This window comes from Roseibium sp. 10G30-5 (assembly GCF_055809635.1).
Genome location: NZ_CM147918.1, coordinates 236,282 through 252,028, shown reverse-complemented (window position 1 = coordinate 252,028; position 15,747 = coordinate 236,282). Strand labels below are relative to the sequence as shown.

16 protein-coding genes and 2 pseudogenes are annotated in these 15,747 nt (G+C 56.9%); 7 read left to right on the top strand and 11 right to left on the bottom strand.

Annotation, left to right across the window (positions count from 1 at the left end):
* Window positions 1–118: 118 nt before the first annotated feature.
* Entirely contained in the window at window positions 119–733 is a 615-nt protein-coding gene (locus AC0L7U_RS01355) for a TetR/AcrR family transcriptional regulator (RefSeq protein ID WP_473693205.1), read from the bottom strand.
* Between the two features lie 160 nt (window positions 734–893).
* Here AC0L7U_RS01355 and AC0L7U_RS01350 point away from each other — a divergent pair, with 160 nt between their 5' ends.
* From AC0L7U_RS01350 to phnF, 4 genes are all read left to right on the top strand, one after another.
* Complete coding sequence (locus AC0L7U_RS01350) at window positions 894–1,598, top strand: glutathione S-transferase family protein (RefSeq protein ID WP_473693203.1); 705 nt, start codon at window positions 894–896, stop codon at window positions 1,596–1,598.
* A 10-nt stretch (window positions 1,599–1,608) separates the two neighbouring features.
* Complete coding sequence (locus AC0L7U_RS01345) at window positions 1,609–2,415, top strand: SDR family NAD(P)-dependent oxidoreductase (RefSeq protein WP_473693202.1); 807 nt, start codon at window positions 1,609–1,611, stop codon at window positions 2,413–2,415.
* Between the two features lie 46 nt (window positions 2,416–2,461).
* Window positions 2,462–3,172, top strand: coding sequence for a glutathione binding-like protein (locus tag AC0L7U_RS01340; RefSeq protein ID WP_473693200.1), 711 nt, complete (start codon window positions 2,462–2,464; stop codon window positions 3,170–3,172).
* 257 nt (window positions 3,173–3,429) lie between these two features.
* Entirely contained in the window at window positions 3,430–4,089 is a 660-nt protein-coding gene (phnF, locus tag AC0L7U_RS01335) for a phosphonate metabolism transcriptional regulator PhnF (protein ID WP_473693199.1), read from the top strand.
* 10 nt (window positions 4,090–4,099) lie between these two features.
* Here phnF and AC0L7U_RS01330 read toward each other — a convergent pair whose 3' ends face one another.
* The 3 genes from AC0L7U_RS01330 to AC0L7U_RS01320 form a co-directional block, all read right to left on the bottom strand.
* Window positions 4,100–4,522, bottom strand: coding sequence for a GNAT family acetyltransferase (locus tag AC0L7U_RS01330; protein ID WP_473693197.1), 423 nt, complete (start codon window positions 4,520–4,522; stop codon window positions 4,100–4,102).
* A gap of 620 nt (window positions 4,523–5,142) precedes the next feature.
* Window positions 5,143–5,988, bottom strand: coding sequence for an SDR family oxidoreductase (locus tag AC0L7U_RS01325; protein WP_473693195.1), 846 nt, complete (start codon window positions 5,986–5,988; stop codon window positions 5,143–5,145).
* Between the two features lie 76 nt (window positions 5,989–6,064).
* Window positions 6,065–6,448: a nuclear transport factor 2 family protein gene (locus AC0L7U_RS01320; RefSeq protein ID WP_473693193.1), complete on the bottom strand. Its 384-nt coding sequence runs from the start codon at window positions 6,446–6,448 to the stop codon at window positions 6,065–6,067.
* Window positions 6,449–6,574: 126 nt separating this feature from the next.
* On the opposite strand from AC0L7U_RS01320, the gene AC0L7U_RS01315 reads away from it, so the two are divergent.
* Window positions 6,575–7,174: a TetR/AcrR family transcriptional regulator gene (locus AC0L7U_RS01315; protein ID WP_473693191.1), complete on the top strand. Its 600-nt coding sequence runs from the start codon at window positions 6,575–6,577 to the stop codon at window positions 7,172–7,174.
* A gap of 128 nt (window positions 7,175–7,302) precedes the next feature.
* Window positions 7,303–7,690: pseudogene (locus AC0L7U_RS01310) on the top strand (transposase); the annotation flags it as partial.
* Here the strand turns inward: AC0L7U_RS01310 and AC0L7U_RS01305 are convergent.
* The 3 genes from AC0L7U_RS01305 to guaA form a co-directional block, all read right to left on the bottom strand.
* Window positions 7,612–7,890, bottom strand: a complete 279-nt coding sequence (locus AC0L7U_RS01305) for a transposase (protein ID WP_473695608.1) — start codon at window positions 7,888–7,890, stop codon at window positions 7,612–7,614. The pseudogene AC0L7U_RS01310 and the gene AC0L7U_RS01305 sit on opposite strands and share 79 nt — an antisense overlap.
* 110 nt (window positions 7,891–8,000) lie before the next feature.
* Entirely contained in the window at window positions 8,001–8,171 is a 171-nt protein-coding gene (locus AC0L7U_RS01300; RefSeq protein ID WP_473693189.1) for a hypothetical protein, read from the bottom strand.
* 660 nt (window positions 8,172–8,831) lie between these two features.
* A complete protein-coding gene (gene guaA, locus AC0L7U_RS01295) occupies window positions 8,832–10,388 on the bottom strand; it encodes a glutamine-hydrolyzing GMP synthase (protein ID WP_473693187.1) in 1,557 nt (518 codons plus the stop codon).
* 317 nt (window positions 10,389–10,705) lie between these two features.
* Between guaA and AC0L7U_RS01290 the strand changes: the two genes are divergently transcribed.
* Entirely contained in the window at window positions 10,706–12,004 is a 1,299-nt protein-coding gene (locus AC0L7U_RS01290) for a tetratricopeptide repeat protein (protein WP_473693185.1), read from the top strand.
* A gap of 77 nt (window positions 12,005–12,081) precedes the next feature.
* Here AC0L7U_RS01290 and AC0L7U_RS01285 read toward each other — a convergent pair whose 3' ends face one another.
* The 4 genes and pseudogenes from AC0L7U_RS01285 to guaB form a co-directional block, all read right to left on the bottom strand.
* Window positions 12,082–12,570, bottom strand: a complete 489-nt coding sequence (locus tag AC0L7U_RS01285; RefSeq protein WP_473695605.1) for a GFA family protein — start codon at window positions 12,568–12,570, stop codon at window positions 12,082–12,084.
* A gap of 315 nt (window positions 12,571–12,885) precedes the next feature.
* Window positions 12,886–13,389, bottom strand: coding sequence for an RsmB/NOP family class I SAM-dependent RNA methyltransferase (locus AC0L7U_RS01280; protein WP_473695603.1), 504 nt, complete (start codon window positions 13,387–13,389; stop codon window positions 12,886–12,888).
* Complete coding sequence (locus AC0L7U_RS01275; protein ID WP_473693183.1) at window positions 13,338–14,093, bottom strand: hypothetical protein; 756 nt, start codon at window positions 14,091–14,093, stop codon at window positions 13,338–13,340. The genes AC0L7U_RS01280 and AC0L7U_RS01275 overlap by 52 nt, the downstream gene beginning before the upstream one ends.
* A 79-nt stretch (window positions 14,094–14,172) precedes the next feature.
* A pseudogene (guaB, locus tag AC0L7U_RS01270) lies at window positions 14,173–15,675 on the bottom strand (IMP dehydrogenase).
* Between the last annotated feature and the right edge of the window lie 72 nt (window positions 15,676–15,747).

Here is a 15,747-nt window from a genome sequence, read left to right as displayed (position 1 = left end):
TGCCCCTCTTGTGATCAAACGACAGCATCGCCGCCACGCAAACACCGAATGCCTAAGATCAGGAAAACCACAGCGAACCGCTTGCAATCACCCGTCGGGGCGAAAGTTGGCGGCACTCTCAATTTGCCTGAAGGGCCGTTTCCATGGTGTGGTCGACATTTAGCTGGGCAATCGCGCAAGCAACAACGCCGCGCAACAACTCTGGCTCCGGGCGAACGCGGGTCAGGACGCGCAGGCCCATCAACGCCCCCAGAAGGCTCTGCGCGAGTATTTCCGCATCTCTTTCAGCGGAAATACTCCCATCCGCTTGCCCCGCCCTGAGACAGGTTAGGAAAAACTGCTCGATCCGCACCAGTACGCTGGCCACGATCTCCTGGAAGCCCTGATCGTGGGGGGCAACGTCGAGTGCTGCATTGACGAGCATACAGCCTTTGCGCTGCGGGTCTTCCAGCGACCGCTCCAGAATACTCTCAAAGAATGACAGGATGGCTTCATAGGGCGGCATATTTTCGCAACGCCGTATTCGCGCTGCAATACTCTGTTCGACATAATACTCAAGCGCGCGCTGATAGATTGCACGCTTGTCACCAAAGGCATTGTAGAGGCTGGCACTGGTGATTCCGGTCTTCTCGACCAGATCGCGAACTGACGTCGCATCGTAACCGCGGTTCCAGAAACACAGGACCGCCGCATTCAGAACCACTTCCTCGTCAAATTCCCTTGGTCTTGCCATTTGCCTGTCCATGCAGTGTGAAACAAAAAGCATCTTGCCATTTCTCATCTTGCGCCGCAATATAGAACGAACGTTTTAAAACTTCTGCAAAACACCTGCCTCTTCCTTGGCGCAGAACGCTGCACTTCGGTCTGTGCCTCTTACTTCAAAGGATACCGTGATGATTCGCTTCTATTTTCATCCGACGCCGAACCCCGCCAAGATCGCTCTTTTCATGGAAGAAACCGGCCTTGCCTATGAGCTGTGTCCGGTGGATACAAGCAAAGGGGAGCAACACAGTGAGGCGTTTCGCGCCATCAATCCAAATGGCAAGGTGCCTGCAATTGTCGATACGGATGGTCCCGGAGGCAAGGATGTCCGCGTCTTTGATTCAACTGCAATCCTGCTCTACCTGGCTGAAAAGACCGGCAAGTTTCTGGGCGACCCCAATGATCGCGGCGAACTTCTGTCGTGGCTGATGTTTCTTGGTACTGGCCTTGGCCCGTTTTCCGGACAAGCGGTTCATTTCCAGTATGCCGCCCCTGAGGGGCTGGACTACGCCGTCAATCGCTATCGCCGCGAAGTTGAACGCCATTACCAGGTGTTGAACAACCATCTGGAAGGACGTGACACCATCGTTGGGGACAGTTTCACCATTGCCGACATTTCTGCATGGGGCTGGATCGAACGGGCAGGCCGTGTCATGAAAGGCGCGGAAGATGCCCTTGCTCCCTACCCTCATCTGAAGCGTTTCATGATGAAGATCAATGAACGTCCAGCCGTTGAACGGGCGCGCGCAGTCGGCAAGGATCACACCTTCAAGACAACGCAGGATGAAGAAAGCCGTCGCGCCTTGTTCCCATCCAACTACCCAATCGCCAGCTAAGGATTTTTTGATGAACCTTCACGGCAAACGTATTCTTGTCACCGGTGGATCAAGCGGAATCGGTCGCGAATTGGCCAGAACCTTTCTGGCTCAAGGCGCCAAGGTAATCATCACCGGCCGCCGCGTTGAAATGCTGGCGAGCGCTTTGGACGATCTGGGCAGCCCGGACAAGCCCGTCTACGCCATTTCGGCCGATGTGGCCACCGCAGAAGGTCGCGCAACCACGCTGACACGGGCCCTCGAAATGTTCGGCGGGCTGGATGTTCTCGTCAACAATGCAGGTGGTGTGCGCGCTGGTCGGCTTGACGCCATCTCCGAAGCCGATATCGAGGCCATGGTGCAGGTTGATCTGCTGGCGCCAATCCTGCTGACCCGTGCCGCATTGCCAAGTCTGCGCGACAGCGGCGATGCAATGGTGGTCAATATCGCTTCGGGCATCGCCCTGATTGGCGCACCGTTCTATGCAACTTATGCAGCAGTCAAATCGGGACTGTCCCTGTTCAGCGAGGCCCTGCGCCGCGAGTTGAAGGGCGAAGGTATTCATGTTCTGACCGCCTATCCCGGGGCCACAGAGACGCCTATGATGGAAAGCAACAAGGCCGGGCCAGAACTCGGGTTTTCCCGCGAACCCGCGTCTGCCGTTGCTGCTGCCATCGTCGAGGGTATTGAAGCAAATGCTTTCGAGGTAATCCGCGGCGGTGAAACGCGGGCAGAGATGATTGCTCTCAACCGCAAGGATCCGGCTGCCGTTGATGAACGCTTCGCCAAGCTGAAAGCCGATTTGGAAGATGCCGTCCGGGATCATTCCGCGCTTTAAGTCGGCTCCTGTTACCGGCTCATGACACTCAAGGAGACCCGCCCAGATGATAGATCTCTACTATTGGCCAACACCAAATGGCCACAAGATCACTCTGTTTCTGGAAGAGACAGATCTGGACTACACAATCCACCCAATCGACATCAGTGCTGGTGCGCAGTTCGAGCCGGAGTTTCTGGCTTTTTCGCCCAACAACCGTATGCCGGCGATCATCGACCGGGCCCCGGAAGATGGCGGCGAACCGATCTCGGTGTTCGAATCCGGTGCCATTCTGATGTACCTTGCGGAAAAGACAGGTCGCTTTCTGCCGAATGACACGCGTGGCCGAAAGACCGTCAGCGAATGGCTGTTCTGGCAGATGGGTGGTCTCGGCCCCATGGCCGGACAAAACCATCACTTTGGTGTTTATGCGCCTGAAAAACTGCCCTATGCGATCAACCGCTACGTCAATGAGACCAATCGGCTTTATGGGGTCATGGATCGTCGGCTGGCGGAAACGCCCTATCTGGGAGGCGACGACTATTCCATTGCGGATATGGCAGCGTATCCCTGGGTCGTGCCGTGGAAACGCCAGCAGCAAAATCTTGACGACTTCCCGCACCTGAAAGGTTGGTTCGAAGCCATCGGCGCACGCCCGGCCACCCTTGCGGCCTATGCCAAGGGCGAGCCCTTTTCATCACGCCCGGCCGTGACAGAAGAGGGCAAGAAACTGCTCTTCGGTCAAACCTCGACAACCTCCGCGCCAACGAATAAATAAAGTCCAGAAACATGACAGGAAGGCTCGGCATTGCCGGGCCTTTTGTCTGGCCTGAAGACCTCCGCCGCGAGGGGAACAAGCCATGAAGCTGGAGAGCGTCCGACCTCTTGTTGCTTGCAAGCATTTGTGCAGACGCGTAAGCATGGGACAGCCATCAGCGACATCTTCTCAGGGTCCGGACCTTGCAAAAATTACAAGCACGCCGTCAAGGAACAGCCGTCTGGAAACAGATTGAACGATCCCTCGCATCCGCACTGATGGCGGGCGATCCGGGCCCCGGTGAGAAGCTTCCCAGCGAAGCTCATCTGGCAGAACACTACGGTGTCAACAAGAACACGGTCCGTCGCGCTCTTGCCGAATTGGTGTCGCAAGGCTTGATCCGCGTGGTCAACGGCAAGGGAGCGTTCGTCGAAGACACAGCCATCCGTTATGCGTTGCGTCCGGAAAGCCGGTTTTGGGAAAATATCCTGCGCGACGGTCATACACCGAGCGTTGATGTTCTGGACAGCGGCACACTGCCCCCCGGCACACGCGCTGCCACACACGCCATCGATGCGCTGCGCCTCGCCCCCGATGCCCCCATCGCCTTCATAGATTCACTTGGCCGGGCGAACGGCAAGGCAATCGTGCTGGCGCGCCATTGTTTCCCCGCCGAGCGCTTCCCCGACCTGCCTGCCCTTTATCAAAGACTTGGCTCAATCCGCGCGGCGCTTAAATCTTTGGGCATCGAAGACAAGCGCCATGCCGTGACTGTTTCAGCCCATGCCCCGGATGACACCGAACAGGCGCACCTCGAGTTGTCCTGGACAGATCCTGTGATTGAAGTGGAAAGCCTGTTCTGTGATCAGCATGGCATACCAATTGATCTTGGCATTGCCCGTTACGCCTCGACACGGGTGCGGCTGGACGTTCTTTGAATGTTGATGCCTACAGCCAGCGTTGCATAACCACGCGCGGCGCTGCCTCGTAGTCCAGCTTTTCATAAAACGCCCGCACACCGAGGTTCGTCTCCCGGATCAGCAACATGGCCTTGGGAACCCCCTTGCCGCGCAACCAATCTTCGCCACTCTTGATGATCTGCGCACCAAGGCCCTGTTTCTGCATGGCAGGATCGACGGCAACATAGTAAAGCCAGCCCCGATGGCCATCGTGCCCCACCATGATCGAAGCCACAATCTGGTCGTCAATCCGCCCGACAAGGACATCGGAAGCAGCTTTTTGACGGGCAAACGCAATGTCGGCAGCCGGATCATTATAATCCGCAACAAGATTGCAAGCATGCCACAATGCCACGACCCGCGGTACATCGGCATCCTCAATAGAGGTAATCGTCAAAACAGTCTCAGCCACGAAGTTCCCTTTCCTGCGCCGGCTGACGAGAGCAAAATCGTCAGCCTACATTTAAGCTTTCTATATATGTAGTAAGGTTGAATGACAAGTACGGATGTATCCACACTCCCGCTGATCGCCAGACAGGAGGTCCACATCTCACTTGATCTGAAAAAGGCAGATAGCGAGTTTTGATTTCAGCAAAATGCAAAACCCTGCAATGCACACCCCGGCATGTCAAACCGCTTTGCGGACCATGACGAGGGATTTTACCATCAGGCACAATTGCTCGGTCTTCAGTTCCGCATCATGAAACAGCGTCGAGAACATCATCCTGTTCAGCAAGCGTTTTCAATTGTCTCGACCGCCTCAATAACCGACTGTGCTGTGTCGCAATGCCCAAACTCGAAAGACTTGACCAGTTTGACACGGCAAACTAGAGCAATAAAAAGCAACATATCTTGCATAAAGTCTCAAACCCGGTGAAGGCCTTCGCCGATTTTTAAGGCGATGCGTTAAGCCGCCAATTCTCTGTTGGCGCGCTCGGAGACATCTTCGTCAAATTCAGCGGGGTCGTTACAGTCCTTTGGCGTTTCGACGGTCATGGCAGACTACGAACAATGGCAGCGCTTCACGTTAGACTAAGGTCTTCTGTGGCGTTTGTGCAATGAGCAGCATGCCCACCGGCACCGACGCAAGGGGCGTATTTTATTGAAAACTCGCGCTTGATCGAGATTTAAGTTGGATTGATCATGGAAAAGACCGCATCGAACTGTCCATTCCTTTCGGCAGTTCGCTGAGGTAAGGCCCGTTGCACGAGAACTTCCTTCGGAGTTTCGCCAGCACAAAGAAGTTTGACGGCTTCCGAGATAAAGGCATCCAGAGCCATGGCGTTGGGGTTTGATGCCTGTCCCTGGCGCGAAATTCGTCGCAACCAACGGCGGGACGATCTCGATGACCTCGACATTGGTGTCTCGCAATTGGTGACGCAACGACAAGGTCCACGAGTGGAGGGCAGCTTTCGTGGCCCCGTAAGTTGGCGTTGCGGCTCGCGGCACGAACGCAAGCCCCGAAGACATCATGATGACCGCCGCCTCCAACTGCGCGCGGAGAAATGGCAGTAACTCCATGGTCAGGAAAACAGGGCCGAGGAAATTGGTGGCTACCGTCTGCTCCACAATATCGCCCCTCGCGGGCGCGTTCAGGAAGTCTTCGATAGCCATCATACCTGCATTATTAATGATGGCATTCAAACAAGGGTGCCGCTCAGTGACCATTGCCGCAAACTGCTGCAAGCCGGCGGTATGGCTGACATCAAGCTGATATCCCGTCATCGCAGGATTGGCGGCAAGCGTTTCGGCAAGCGATGCCTCATTTCGTCCCGTGATTATGATCTGAGCGCCTGCCTCAGCAAGGGCTTCGGCCAAGCCTCGGCCAATTCCTGAGTTTCCGCCGGTGATCAAGATGGTTGCCTTGGAGAAATCCATATCAAATTGCCTATAATTCGGATTGCTTTGTGTCGGATCCAGGCGCGACGGTCACGGAGACGGTCGCTGTTGACGATCAGGCGTTTATGACCGTTGGCTGGTGAGCCACCATGCGCCAACGATTCCCTTCCAAAATCCAGGCGGCCAGAGCGACGACGTTAAGCTCAAGGATGCCGGTTGCCAGCTCTACCTTCATGGCCAGCCGGGACTTCACCAGCGCCGTCGAGCCGAATATCCTGGTGTCTTCAACACGATGATCTGCATCGAAATAACGTACCGCGCCTGCCCTGAATTTGGCGAGGTAGGTGATCTTGTCGTCAGAAAGCCCATTCGTATGGCCAAACACAAGCTCATCATGCAATAGGTCTTCGAGGGCGTCGATGTCGGCGGCGACCATGGCGCTGACGCGCGCAAGTTCAAGCGCCTCAACAGGCGTGGATTGAGAAATCGGTTGGGTCATGAACAACTCCAGATTTAGATTTGAAGACGGCGGGGAGGCATACGTGCCTGCACAGAGGCCTTGGCGAGATAATTACGATACAGTCTGTAGCGTAATTATCGAGAGATTGTAAAGAGGGCAAAAAGCGTGAAGAGGTCACAGCAAAACAGCACGCCGGCAGGTGGGGTGGGTCGTCCGCGAAGCGAGGAGGCACAGCGTGCAGTTCTGGACGCGGCGTATGACATCCTTGTGGAAAGAGGGTTGGCAAAATTTTCCGTCGACGCCGTTTCGACGCGTTCCGGCGTCGCGCGCAGTACGATTGCGCGATGGTGGCCAACAAAGGGCTTGCTGGCGATGGAGAGCTTCATGGATGTTTTCCGCGGGCAGCTCGTCTACGCAGAAACAAGCGATCCAATCGCCGACTTCAGAGAGCTGTTGGATTCGCTTGCCGGGGTTCTGAGCGGTCCTGTCGGCATCGTTGCAGCTTCCGTCGTTGCGCAGGCGCAGAGCGACGTCGAGACCAGGCGCGTCTTTCTTGATGCATTCTCTTTGCCCCTTCGCAAGCAGAGTGCCGCACTCCTGCAGCGTGGAATCAAGGAGGGCGTGCTTCGCGCCGATCTCGATACTGCTGTGGTCTTGGATGCGTCGGTAGGCGCGGTTTACATGCGCCTTTTACTCGGTCAGTCGATCGAGGCGAACTGGTCTCGCGCGTTGTCAGAAACCGTCCTGAAGGGCTGCTTGAAATAAGCTCCAAAGAAGGGGGCGAAAGCCACAAACCTTCAATGACTGGTTTGGGTTTATTTTGTTGAAAAACTCGTCCTTGATCGAAGGGCCGTCGGCTGATTCAATTCCTGTAGGGAATGGGAGGATCAGTGATGATGGGACCGCGGCAGGAGGAGCAACCGGCACTGTTCTACGAGTTCTCGCTCGAGGATCATGTCCCGTAGAACTACCTGCTGCGCTCCTTCGACATGTTCGTCGACCTCTCCGGCATTCGCGCCTACCTTGCTGACTTCTACAGCCACACGGGCCGCCCTTCCGTTGACCCCGAACTGCTGATCCGGATGCTTCTGGTAGGATGTTGCTTTGGCATCCGGTCAGAACGGCGGCTCTGCGAGGAGGTGCATCTGAACCTCGCCTATCGCTGGTTTTGCCAGCCTGGACCTCAGCGACCGGATCCCGGATCACTCGACTTTTTCCAAGAACCGGCATGGACGGTTCCGCGACAGCCAATTGCTGCGACACCTGTTCGAGACCACGGTGGTCGGCATCATCACGAGGACACCCCGAGCGCATGCACGAGCTCGGCAATCCGCTCCGCCGGGGTCTCGGCGGCAGGCAGGACCAGCCTCCCTTGCTTGGCTAAGGCATCGCCACGCCGACAGCTGGTTAGGCTTAACCCCTCCCCCCGCGTTAACTGTCGTGCCCGGTTCCAGCGTCTCTGCGACGGCCCGCGCCTTCACGGCCTCAGGCCACCGCCGATGCCCGCTCTCGAAAATCTCCACGCCGAGCGATCTGAGAAACGCAGTCTGAGCATCCAGTGCGAAACGCGCTCCCCATCATGAGATGGGTATCAACTCGCAGGGCAAGCCAGCGCCGACAACGTGCCTCTCAGCCACCGCTTACCCATGGCCAACTGCGCTGCCTCAATATCCGAGATAAAGGCAGCAAGCTGGCACGCGGACAGGTTCGCGCCATAGGGCGCGTTCACCGTTCCGCGGATCTTTGACGCGACCTGCGTCATCTGTTTGCTCCCGATCATGCTTAGCGGCGGGCTCGTAATTCTCAAAATGTCATGGGGCCTGCGATACAGCCGTCAATATCGCATGCTGGACCGATTCATGCATCCTGTCCCTTGATAGAGCCTGATACACCGCACGATTTTGACAGGAGCTCTTGATCACAGAAGCCTCTGCGCCCGATTTGACCTCGCGGCGATGCAGAGGCGCGCGAAATCCATCCAGCGCATTGGTTTGATGGAGGGGGTCTCTTGAAACAGCCCAGATCGGGGGACATCAATCGAGGAGGTTGCTATGACCGAGAAGTTCGAAACACCGAGGCAAGCACCTTGTAGAGCTTGTCCTGAGGTTTCAGGTTGCGCAGCTTGGTATCGGTCAGCATGAGGAGGCGTCCCCCAGCCTCAAAATACCATGATCCGAAACGGGTGATTTTCAGAGGCTATTCTGTTTGGTATCAATGCCTTGTGTGTTTTTTTACCATGAGGCTTGTGATCTGACCCTCATGGCATCAAGCCAAAGAATACCATCTTTTATGCCATGAAAATTTACTGCTTGGGCGTGCCAGACTGTGCCAGTCGGCGCAGCACCAAAATACAAAAAAGCCCGCAGTGACGCGGGCTTAGATGTGTTTTCTGCCGGGGCTACCTGTCGGTGCCAAGCCTGAATCATTCCCACTCGATGGTTCCCGGTGGCTTGGAGGTGATGTCGTAAGTGCAGCGGTTGATGCCTTTGACTTCGTTGATGATGCGCGTTGCGGTCTCGCCCAGAAAATCATGCGTGAAGGGATAGTAATCTGCTGTCATGCCATCAACACTGGTGACCGCACGCAGGGCGCAGGCAAAATCATAGGTGCGGCCATCGCCCATCACACCCACGGTGCGCACCGGCAAAATGGCAACAAACGCCTGCCAGATCTCGTCATAAAGACCATGCTTGCGAATCTGGTCGATAAAGACGGCATCTGCCTTACGCAGAATCTCCAGCTTTTCGCGGGTGATCTCGTCAGGGCAGCGGATCGCCAGACCCGGTCCGGGGAACGGATGCCGACCGATGAAATGTTCTGGCAGCCCCAGTTCGCGACCAAGCTCGCGCACTTCATCCTTGAAGAGTTCGCGCAAGGGTTCCACCAGTTTGAGACCCATCTTTTCCGGCAGGCCGCCGACATTATGGTGCGACTTGATGGTCACGGACGGGCCACCGGAAAAGCTGACGCTTTCAATCACATCCGGGTACAGCGTGCCCTGTGCCAGGAACTCGGCACCTTCAATCTGGTCGGCATATTTCTGGAACACGTCGATGAACAGCTTGCCGATGATCTTGCGCTTCACTTCCGGGTCGGACTGACCGTCCAGTTGGCCCAGGAACAGCTCCGTCTCGTCGGCAGCAATCAGATGCATGTTGTAGTGGTCGCGGAACATGGTGACCACCTGCTCCGCTTCCCCCTGCCGCAGCAGACCGTGATCAACGAAAACGCAGGTGAGCTGATCGCCGATGGCTTCATGCAGCAGAACGGCTGCGACGGAACTGTCGACGCCGCCAGACAGACCGCAGATCACCCGCTTGTCACCCACCTGATCCCGGATCTTGGCAATTGCCTCTTCGCGATACGCTTCCATCGTCCAGTCGCGCTTGCAGCCCGACAACTCGACGAAGTTCTCGTAAAGCGTCTTGCCGTTCGGTGTGTGATGCACTTCCGGGTGAAACTGCACCGCATAGAAGTTGCGATCCACATCGGCGGTAATTGCAAAGGGGGCATTCGGCGATGTGCCGTAGACTTCAAAGCCCGGCGCGATCTCACTGACGTGGTCGCCATGGCTCATCCAGACCTGCTCACGCCCGTCGGCGGCAGTAAACCAGCCCTCAAGGATCGGCAGGCTGCCGTTTTTGGACTGCACGAAGGCCCGTCCGAATTCGGCTGTCTTGTGGCCACGCTCAACCTTGCCGCCGAGCAGATACATCATTGCCTGCTGGCCATAACAGATGCCCAGAACCGGAACGCCGCGCTCAAAAACAGAGACAGGCGGCAGCGGTGCACCCTCGGCAAACACCGAAGCCGGACCGCCGGACAGAATGATTGCCTTGGGCGCATAACTGTCCAGAAAAGCGTCCGTGACGTTCTGGAAGGGGTGGATCTCACAGTGCACGTTCAGCTCGCGCAAGCGGCGCGCGATCAGCTGTGTCACCTGGGAGCCGAAGTCGATGATGAGAATGCTGTCAGTCATGCAGAGCCTATACCCGCTTCACGGCGCAAATTGAAGCCGAAATCTGCATCATTCCCCGCGGTTTTGCACGGGTGTTCCCGCACCCAAACCTGACTAAGGGCACGAAATTCATCGGCTCGCCTGTGCGATCACTAAAGCGATGCAGCAGTTTTCCCCCTCTCAATTCCCTCAGCACGTATGCTGCCATGGGATAAGCTCAATTGACGTCGTACACTAGTACGTGATTCGAAGGACTGGCACGTCCTCATGCGAGGCCCCGGTTCCAGACTTTTCTTGTCCCGATGTTCAAGGCCACCAGGCCCTATTTGGATTGCCCAATGACGACAACGGCCACCGAAGCCATCGAAACCGCGTTGCGGTGCGAGCACGCAGGAGACAGTGAAGGCGCATTGAACGCCTATCTGACTGCGATGGAGCTTGCGCCCGACGATATGGATATTGCCTACCGCACAGCAAAGCTGCTGATGCGCCAAGGTTTTCTTGACGATGCCATTTCACAGTTTCGCCGTATCCTCTTTGTTGAGCCGACCCACGCGCCAGCGCGCGCCAATCTCGGCACCTGTCAGTATCTTCAAGCCGATTTTGAAAGTGCCGTGGCAAGTTTCGCCGAAGCTCTGTCGCTGATGCCTGACAATCAGAACGCGCTTTATGGTCTGGCCAGCATTCATCTGGATCAGGGGGAAGATGCTGCGGCTGCAAAACCGGCCAAAGCGCTGCTGGATCTTATTCCGGAAAGCCCTGCCGCGCTGACGCTTTATGCCCGCACACAGGCTCGTGACCCTCAAGGGGCCACGGCAGCCGCCTCCTATCGCAAAGCCCTTGCGATTGATCCGACCTATCACGAAGCGCTGCTCGGTTTGGCGGAGCTGCAAATGCGGCGCAAGCGCTTTGATGACGCGGCAACGCTGGCCGCCAAGGCGCATTACCTGAACACGTCAGCGGTTGCCCCCTTGCGTATTCTGGCCGAAGCGCGTCAGGCGCGGGGAGACCTGGGCGGCGCGCAGGCCGCTTTGGAAGAAGCATTGGAGAACAATCCGAAAGACCCGACTGATCTGTTGGTGGCGCTGAGTGGTCTTTACCGCAAGAAAAATGCGCCTGAAGAAGCCCTTTTTCATGCCTATTCCGCCTATACCCGTTCCCCTGATCGCAAGGGAACCGGCAATGCACTCGGAGCTGCTCTGGCGGCAATGGGTCATCAGGCGCAGGCGCGGGCCGTGTTGACCGCCATTGCGCAAAAACAGCCCCTAACCGAAAAGCTGACGGCCACGATTGAAGAAAAAGTCGACGGCGTGAAGGATAAGATGGCTGAACGGCAAGCGACCCGTCAGCAGATCAAGGACGAAGCCGCCGCTCGCCAACGCGCCGAGGATGCGGAAGCGCATGCAGCCCATCAGGATCCGCATGACATGGCGGGCGAGAGCGAGCCTCAGGATCATCATCACAGGCGATCGGCGGGCAGCGGCGACGACGGGGCGGCAGCGCAGAAAAAAGACATTGAGGATATGCCGGATCAACCACGTGGTGGTGTTCTGGGATTATCGCGTCGCCTGACCGCCAATGATGATGCCTTCCGCGATACGGATGACCTGCTGTCGAGCGATGGCAGCCAGAACTGAGATTGAAAGTACCTGGCCTGCACATGATGTAGGTTAAGGTTAGGGCCAGTTGATCCCCGAGCAAATTGTCTTGCGGCTCAATCGCGCTTCAAGTCCTCAACTGCTGTTGGCTGGTTCAGAAAAAACGCTTTCTCAGCTTCGCCATGCAGTGTCGCTGCATGCTCCCAGAACGCAGGTATGTCAGCGCGTACAATGGTTCCGGGCCGAGCGGATGAAACGAAAATCTGTTTGGTGGTCGCAGCATCAAGTTTGAGTGCAGCAGAGTGCTCAAGCGTGCCACCACACACGCCGACCATCTCTGGCCACCTTTCATAGGTGATATAAAGTTTTGTTCCGCACTGATCGCAGAAGTGAATCTGAAGTTGCTTGCCGCTGCCTTCAGAAACATGCGTGTACGTGCGCGGCGTGCCATGTGTGACAGCGAAGTCAGACATCGGAGCCACGGGCAAGATCATTTGCATTCCGCCTGTCGCTCTCTGGCAGAACCTGCAGGAGCAGATGGTCGTTCTGGCAGGTGGCTTGGCCAGTGCGTAGCCAATTGCCCCACAGAGGCACTTCCCGGTCATATCCGTCATGGTCTGTCCTCTTGCCGAAGTCTTCATGTCGTGCGTTCGTGACACCATACTGTCGCGGTCACGCGTCGTGCAACATCAAGGACGAAGACCATCCCTCACGACCGACCTTGAAAACAACAACGCCTCCGTGGACATCCACGGAGGCGTATCAGGTTTCAGGCGGTAGCACCGCTCGAAAATCGGCTCTGTCGGTTCAACCGAGTTTGACTTAGATCGACGGAGCCGAGGCCTTGCGCTCCAATACGGCCAGATAGAAACCATCTGTTTGTGTGCTGGCCGGGGTCAACATCACATCGCCTCGCTCGCTCATATAGCGTGGCTTTTGACGCTCCGGCAAAACCTTGGCCCAAACCGGAGCAAGATCGCGCTGTGTGAAATCCGGATGGTCTTCAGGAAGCGAGCGACCTGTGCGCCGTTTTCCTGTTCCAGGATCGAGCAGGTCACATAGGCAATGCAACCACCCGGCTTGACCTGACGGCTGGCGAGATCCAGCACCTTGCGCTGATCTTCCAGACGGTCGGAAAGAGCCTTCTCGCTCAATTTCCATTTGGAATCCGGGCGACGACGCCACACGCCAGTACCTGTACATGGTGCATCAATGAAAACGAGGTCCATCAGGTTTTCGAGATCGGTCAGATTGGAACTGGCCGGATCCCGCACCTGAACGTTATGGACACCGCTCCGCTTCAACCGTTCATGGATCGGAGCAAGACGCAGACGATCCACGTCGTACGCGTAAATTTGACCCTTGTTTTCCATCACTGCGGCCAAGGCAAGCGTCTTGCCACCACCACCAGCGCAGAGATCCAGAACCTGCTGTCCCGGACGAACACCGGCCAGAAGTGCGACAAGCTGACTGGCTTCATCCTGAAGCTCGAACCATCCCTTGCGATAGCCTTCTTCCGCCTGCACATGTGGCAAACGCCCCTGCCCCTTCGGCGGCTCAATGCGAACCCCGTCGGCGCCCAAGGACACGCGCGGGCCGATGTATGCGACAGGCGCTTCAGCAAGCGGTCACGATCAGACTTCAGTGTGTTGACGCGCATGTCAATCGGCGCACGCGAGGCAAGGGCCTGGCCTTCGGCAATCGCGGTTTCCCCGAACCCTTCGACGAAGAAAGGCCACAACCACTCTGGAACATCGGCAGCTTGAAATGCTTCTGGCTCACCATCCGGCAGCGTCACAAGTGCAGTTCGCTCGTCGTCGCTCAGTGGTTCAGGTGCATGATGATCATTGGCCAGCACTTCGTCGAGACGCTCCATGCCGTTTTCCCAGGTGAACGCATAAGTCGTCAGGACCAGCATACGCGGGCTGTCGGAGCCAACGCGCCACCCGAGGCTGAGCTTGTGCCGCAGCGCGTCAAACACCAGGTTGCCGATAACCGTGCGATCGCCGGAGCCTGCAAAGCGATGGGCATTTCCCCAGTCGCGCAACGCGAGCTGGGCGGGCCGATGCTGACCCTCCACATCTTGCAGGACTTCTATGGCTGCTGACAGGCGACCGCCATCTTTCATACGATGTTGCTCCACACAAAGAGGCCCGGTCTGGCCGGGCCTCGTAAATCAAATGATGTTGTTTGTCACCGGCAGGCGCTTAGATACCGCTCGGATAATTCGGACTCTCACGGGTAATCGTCACATCGTGAGCATGGCTTTCGCGCAGGCTTGCGTTCGAAATCTGGATGAACCGCGCCCGCTCCTGATACTGAAGCAGATCTTTACCGCCCACATAGCCCATGGCAGCACGAAGACCACCGGCAAGCTGATGCAGAACGCTGGCAAGTGCCCCCTTATAGGGAACCTGACCTTCAATGCCTTCTGGAACCAGCTTCAGTGTATCACGAACCTCGGCCTGGAAATAGCGGTCGGCAGAGCCGCGCGCCATGGCCCCAACGGACCCCATACCACGGTAGGACTTATAGGATCGTCCCTGATGCAGGTAAACTTCGTCAGGGCTTTCCTCGGTGCCAGCCAGAAGCGAGCCGACCATGGCCGCCGCGGCACCCGCTGCAATCGCCTTGGCCAGATCACCGGAATATTTGATCCCACCATCGGCAATGATCGGAATATCCAGCTTCTGCGCCACTTCAACAGCTTCAGGACTGCGGTCAACTGCGGCACGCCGATACCGGCAACAATGCGTGTCGTGCAAATGGAGCCCGGTCCGATACCAACCTTCACAGCATCTGCCCCGGCGTCGATCAAAGCCTTTGTGCCCTCACCCGTTGCAACGTTACCGGCCAGCACCTGGGTGTTTCCGGACATTTTCTTGACCGCCGTTACCATGTCCAGAACACGCTGCGACTGGCCATGCGCCGTGTCGACGACCAGCAGATCAACGCCAGCGTCCAGCAGACGTTCGGCCCGCTCCATGCCTTCTGCGCCAACACTTGTCGCTGCAGCAGCGCGAAGACGCCCTTGCAGATCCTTCGAAGCATTCGGGTTGAGCGTGGCCTTTTCCATGTCCTTCACGGTGACCAAACCAACGCAGCGATAATCCTTATCGACCACCAGCAGCTTTTCGATGCGATGGTGATGCAACAGTCGCTTGGCTTCTACCTGCGCTGACGTCGTCCGTCACGGTCACCAAGCCTTCATGCGTCATCAGTTCCTGAACCTTTTGGTCCGGATTTGATGCAAACCGAACGTCGCGGTTGGTGAGAATGCCGATCAATTTTCCGGTAAAATACCCACCGGATGCGCCGTTTTCGACCACCGGCACGCCGGAAATTCCGTAGGTTTTCATCAGGTCCAGCGCCTGCTGAAGCGTCGCTTCAGGTCCGATGACCAACGGATTGACGACCATGCCGCTTTCGAATTTCTTGACCATGCGGACTTCTTCCGCCTGCCGGTCCAGCGACAGGTTGCGATGGATAACGCCGATGCCGCCAGCCTGTGCCATGGCAATGGCAAGGCGACCTTCAGTCACGGTGTCCATAGCGGAGGAGATAATCGGCAGGTTCAATTCAAGCGACTTCGTCACCTTGGTGCGCAGGTCCACCTGACCTGGCATAACTTCCGAGTGACCCGGCAAAAGCAGGACATCATCAAAGGTGAGAGCGTGAGTACCGGTCGACGGTTTGAAGAACGAGGCCATCTGCCAATTTCCCTTAGTGTATAAGCAATTAAGACGCAAAAACCGATGGTCTTGCGTCTAAGGTGTCGCTTC